The sequence below is a fragment of the Actinophytocola sp. genome (assembly GCF_036402745.1).
GTDB lineage: Bacteria > Actinomycetota > Actinomycetes > Mycobacteriales > Pseudonocardiaceae > Actinophytocola.
Genome location: NZ_DASWSJ010000425.1, coordinates 1 through 5,375, shown reverse-complemented (window position 1 = coordinate 5,375; position 5,375 = coordinate 1). Strand labels below are relative to the sequence as shown.

1 protein-coding gene and 1 pseudogene are annotated in these 5,375 nt (G+C 73.6%); both read right to left on the bottom strand.

All coding sequences use genetic code 11. From position 1 onward, the window contains the following. A pseudogene (locus tag VGD70_RS36810) lies at window positions 1-4,309 on the bottom strand (beta-ketoacyl synthase N-terminal-like domain-containing protein); the annotation flags it as partial. Between the two features lie 163 nt (window positions 4,310-4,472). Beyond that, window positions 4,473-5,375, bottom strand: a 903-nt coding sequence (locus VGD70_RS36805) for a beta-ketoacyl reductase (protein ID WP_331089806.1), incomplete at its 5' end; no start/stop codon positions are given.

Here is a 5,375-nt window from a genome sequence, read left to right as displayed (position 1 = left end):
CACCCGGCCCGACCCGCGACAGACGGGTGAACGCGTACCACGCCGTCAAGAACACCAACGGCACAGACGCGGCCGTCTCGTCCGACCACTCGTCCGGAACCCGCGCCAGCACCCGCTCATCCGGCGCCACCGCCACCGACGCCATCCCACCAGGCACGATCCCCATCACCCGATCCCCGGGCCGCACAACCCGGGCATCCGGACCCACCTCGGTGACCACACCCACAGCCTCCGCGCCCAGATCACCCGCCTCTCCCGGATACATCCCCAACGCGGTCAACACATCACGGAAATTCACCCCGGCCGCCGACACCCGCAACCGCACCTGCGCACCCGACAACGGCACCTCCGCGGCAGGCACCAACGCCAACCCACCCAGGTCACCGCCACGAACCGACGCCAACCGCCACGAGCCGTCGGCCGGCGGCACCAAGGCCGCCAACCGGGTGAGCCGTGCCGCCCGGACAACACCGGACCGCACCATCAACTGTGGTTCATCGGCCAGTGCCGGCAACGCGACCTCGAGGTCCGCATCGGACTCGATGTCCAGCAGCCAGAACCGATCCGGGTGCTCGGACTGGGCCGACCGCACCAACCCCCACACGGCCGATCCGGCCAGGTCGTCACCCGAGATCGCGCCCTGGGTCACCACCACCAACCGCGAACCAGCGAACCGCTCGTCGGCCACCCACCGCTGCAGAAGACCCAGCGCGCGAGCGGTCTCGTCGCCGGTGACGCGAACGAACACCGTCGCGGGCAGCGGATCCGGCAGGTCGGTCTCGGCGTCGGAGTCGGCACCGATGATCGTCCAGTCCCCGCCGTCCGCCGCCACCGGCGGGTCGACCGGGTTCCAGGCGACGTGGAACAGGGAGTCCTGCACGCCCGTGCCGGCCTCCGGAGCGGCGGCCGGCTCGCGCACGGTCAGGGACTCCACGGTGATCACCGGATCGCCCGCTGAATCCACAGTGGACAGTTTGAGCCCGGTGCCGCCGGCAGTCCAGCGCACCCGCAGCGCCGAGGCCCCGGACGCGTGCAGGCTGACGCCCCGCCAGCAGAACGGCATGAGGTTGCGGCCCTCGTTCTCGGCGGCGAACGCGCTGGCCTGCAGCGCCATGTCGAGCAACGCCGGGTGGATGCCGAAGGCGTCGGCCTCGGGACTGCGACTCGCCATCCGCTCGGGGAGGGCGACCTCGGCGTAGACGTCTTCGCCACACCGCCAGACCGAGCGCAGCCCGCGGAAGACCGGCCCGTAGCCGAGACCGTTCGCGGCGAGCCGGTCGTAGTGGCCGTCCAGGTCGACGGCCACCGCGTCCTCCGGGGGCCACGGCCGGGTGGCCAGCTCCACCACCCGTTGCCCGGTGGTCACGGCGCCGGCGGCGTGCTCGGTCCACTCGCCGTCGGGCAGTTGACCCGGGCGGGAGAACACCCGAACGTCGCGGCGGCCGGCCTCGTCGGGCGGACCGAGCACGATCTGGACGGCCACCGGGTCGCGAGAGGGCAGCACGAGCGGGACCGACAGCGTGAGTTCCTCCACCCGGTCGCAGCCGGCCTGGTCGGCGGCGCACAGCACGAGCTCGAGGAACCCGGTGCCGGGGAACAGCACCGAGCCGCCCACCTCGTGGTCGGCGAGCCAGGGGTGCGTCGGCACCGAGAGCCGGCCGGTCACCAGGACGCCGCCGTCCCCGGCCGACACCGCGGCGGCACCGAGCAGCGGGTGGTCGACGGGCGTGAGGCCGAGTCCGGCCGCGTCGCCGCCGCGCGGTCCGGACGACGGCCAGAACCGCTCGTGCTGGAACGGGTAGGTCGGCAGGCCCACCAGACGCCCGCCGGCGGCCGGCGCCGACCAGTCGACGGCGACGCCCGCGACGTGCAGCGTGGCCAGTGCCCGGAACGCCGACTCCACCTCGTCGCGGTCCCGGCGCACGACAGGCACGGCGAGGATGTCCGAGAGCAGTGCGCACAGCGCGCCGTCGGGGCCGAGCTCCAGCACCCGGTCCGGCTTCGCCGCGGTGATGGCGTCGGCGAACCGGACGGGTTCCCGGACCTGGCGCACCCAGTAGGCCGCGTCCCCGAAACGTGCCGGCCCCGCGACCGTCGACACGATCGGGATCGCCGGGTCGTGCGCCTCGATCCCGGCGACCGCCGCCGCGAACTCGGCCAGCATCGGCTCCATGAGGACCGAGTGGAACGCGTGGCTCGTCCGCAGCAAGGTCGTCTTCTCGAACCGGCCGGCGACGGCGAGCACCGCCTCCTCGGCGCCGGACAGCACGACGCTGTCCGGCCCGTTGACCGCCGCGACCGACACCTCGGCACCGAGGAACGGCGCGACGTCGGACTCCGACGCCCGCACCGCGACCATCGCCCCACCCGGCGGCAACGCCGCCATCAACCGGGCCCTGGCCGACACGACGGCACACGCGTCAGCCAACGACAGCACGTCCGCGACATACGCTGCCGCCAGCTCGCCGATCGAATGCCCGACCAGCACGTCCGGACGCACTCCCCACGACTCCACCAGGCGGAACAGGGCCACCTCGACGGCGAACAGGGCAGGCTGCGCCCATCGCGTGTCGTCCAACGCCGCCGCGTCGGCACCCCACATCACCTCGCGCACGCCCGGATCGAGCCGGGACAGCACCTCGTCCACTGTGGACGCGAACAGCGGGAACCGCTCGTACAGCCCCCGCCCCATCCCCAGCCGCTGCGAACCCTGACCCGAGAACACGAAGGCCAGGCGGCCCGGAGCCGCCTGCCCCCGGGCGAGTTCGGTCCCGTCCGGCAGCAGCACCGCCCGATGCTCGAACACCTGCCGGGTGGCGAGCGAGAACCCGACGTCGACCGGGTTCGGTGCGGTGTCCACAAGGGGCAGAAGGGCTGCTTTCCGCTCATCCAGGGCGTCGGCCGTACGGGCGGACAGCACCCACGGCACGGGCACCGGCTCCGGTGCGGGTACCGGCGCGTCGTCCGGCCGTTCGAGGAGGACGTGGGTGTTGGTGCCGCTGGCGCCGAACGACGACACCGCCGCCCGGCGCGGCCGGCCGGTCGCCGGCCAGTCCACCGCCTCGGTCAACAGGGACACCGCACCGCCGGCCCACTCGACCCGGGAGGACGGGCGGTCGACGTGCAGCGTCTTCGGGGCGACGCCGTGCCGCATCGCCTCGACCATCTTGATCACCCCGGCGACGCCGGCCGCCGCCTGCGCGTGGCCGATGTTGGACTTGATCGAGCCGAGAAGCACCGGAGTCGCACGGTCCCGGCCGTACGTGGCGAGCAGCGCGTGCGCCTCGATCGGGTCGCCGAGACGGGTGGCGGTGCCGTGCGCCTCGATGACGTCCACTTCGGACGGGGTGAGGCCGGCGTTGGCGAGCGCCTGCCGGATCACCCGCTCCTGGGCGGGGCCACTCGGCGCGGTCAACCCGTTGGAGGCGCCGTCGGAGTTGACGGCCGACCCACGGACCACGGCCAGCACCTGGTGGCCGCCGCGCCGGGCGTCGGAGAGCCGTTCCAGCACAAGGACGCCGGCTCCTTCGGCCCAGCCGGTTCCGTCCGCGGACTCGGCGAAGGCACGGCAGCGACCGTCGGGCGAGAGGGCACCCTGGACGGCGAACTCGACGATCCCGGCCGGGCTCGCCATCACCGTGACGCCGCCGGCGAGCGCGAGGGAGCACTCGCCGGTCCGCAGCGCCTGCGCGGCCAGGTGCAGGGCCACGAGCGACGACGAGCATCCGGTGTCCACGGAGAGCGTGGGGCCGTTGAGACCGAGGGTGTAGGCCAGCCGGCCGGACAGCAGGCTGCCGGACTGGGCGCTCTGCCACTCCACGCCGCGCACGGGGAGGCGGTAGTCGCCGGTGCCACCGCCCACGAACACGCCGGTCTCGCCACCCCGCAGCGACGCCGGGACGATGCCCGCACGTTCGAGGGCCTCCCAGGCGACCTCCAGCAGGACGCGCTGCTGGGGATCCATGACGAGCGCGTCCGTCGGGGCGATGCGGAAGAACGCGGGGTCGAACCCGGTGGCCTCGTCCAGGAAGCCGCCCTCCCGGGGCACCCGCGGGGCTCCGGAACCGGTCTCGAACCGGTCCAACGCGGCCAGGTCCCAACCACGGTCCGCGGGCATCGGCCCGATCGCGTCGGCGCCGTCGGCCACCAGCCGCCACAGGTCCTCCGGCGACCGCACGCCGCCCGGGTACCGGCACGCCATCCCGACGATGGCGATCGGTTCGGTCGCCGCGTCGGTCAGCTCGCGGTTGCGGCGGCGCAGGCTGTCGACCTGCTTCAGCGCGGCACGCAGTGCCTCGACGACGGAGTTCTCGGTCACAGTTCCGCCTCCCCGGAATTAAATGTGTTGGTCACGTTGGGGGAGGCAAGTTCTGTTTGGTCACGTACTTGTGGCTGGCTTGCGTCACGGTCCCCTGAGGTGCGGTTGGGAAGCCGGCGGCCTGAGATCGATCCTGAGGTTGACACAAGGGGTGTCATGGTTGGTGCCCTTCAGCGGATGACTGGTCGGTGGCGCCGTTCAGGGCGGCGTGGACGAGGGCGTCGAGGCTCATCGCGTCGACGTCGTGCGGCGTCGCGTCGGGAACGGGTGCGGGCGGCCGCTCCGGGTCGGTTCCGCCGACCAGGCGCAGCAGCGGTGCCAGCACGCCGATCTCGCGCAGCCGGGTCAGCGGGACCGTGGCCAGCAGCTCGCGAAGGTCGGTCTCCGGGTCCGCCGCGGGGAGGAGCTCGTCGAGCAGGTGCCGGGCCAGCGCCTCCGGTGTGGGGTGGTCGAACACGAGCGTCACCGGCAGGGTGAGCCCGGTCGCGGTCGCCAGGTGGTTGCGCAGGTCGACGGCGGTCACCGAGTCGAACCCGAGGTCCCGGAACGCGCGGTCGGCCTCGACGTCGGTGTGCCCCAGCACGTGGGCCACCCGCTCGCGGACGACCTCGGTCACCGCGCCGGACCGGTCCGCCGGCGCCAGGTCACGCAGTCGTCGCCGCAGCGTGTCCGCCGTCTCGTCTGCGCGGTCGGCGGCAGCCAACGCGTCCCGGGCTTCCGGAACGCCGGTCAGCAGCCGTCCCGGCCGGTTCGCCGTGTGGGCAGGCGCGAACCGGTCCCAGGTGACGTCGGCGATCACCACCGTGGTCGGGCCGGCGGTCACGGCACGGGTGAGCGCGGTGACCGCGAGGCCGGCGTGCATCGGGTTCAGCCCGTTGAGCCGCAGGTGCGTGGCCTGTTCGGCACCGTCCCACGGTCCCCAGGCGATCGACGTCGCCGGCAGTCCCCTGCGGTGCCGTCCTTCGGCGAGCGCGTCGAGGACGGCGGTGCCGGCGCCCTCGCCGCCGCGGCCGGCCGAACCCCACGCGCCGGCAACGGATCCGAGGAGGACGAACGC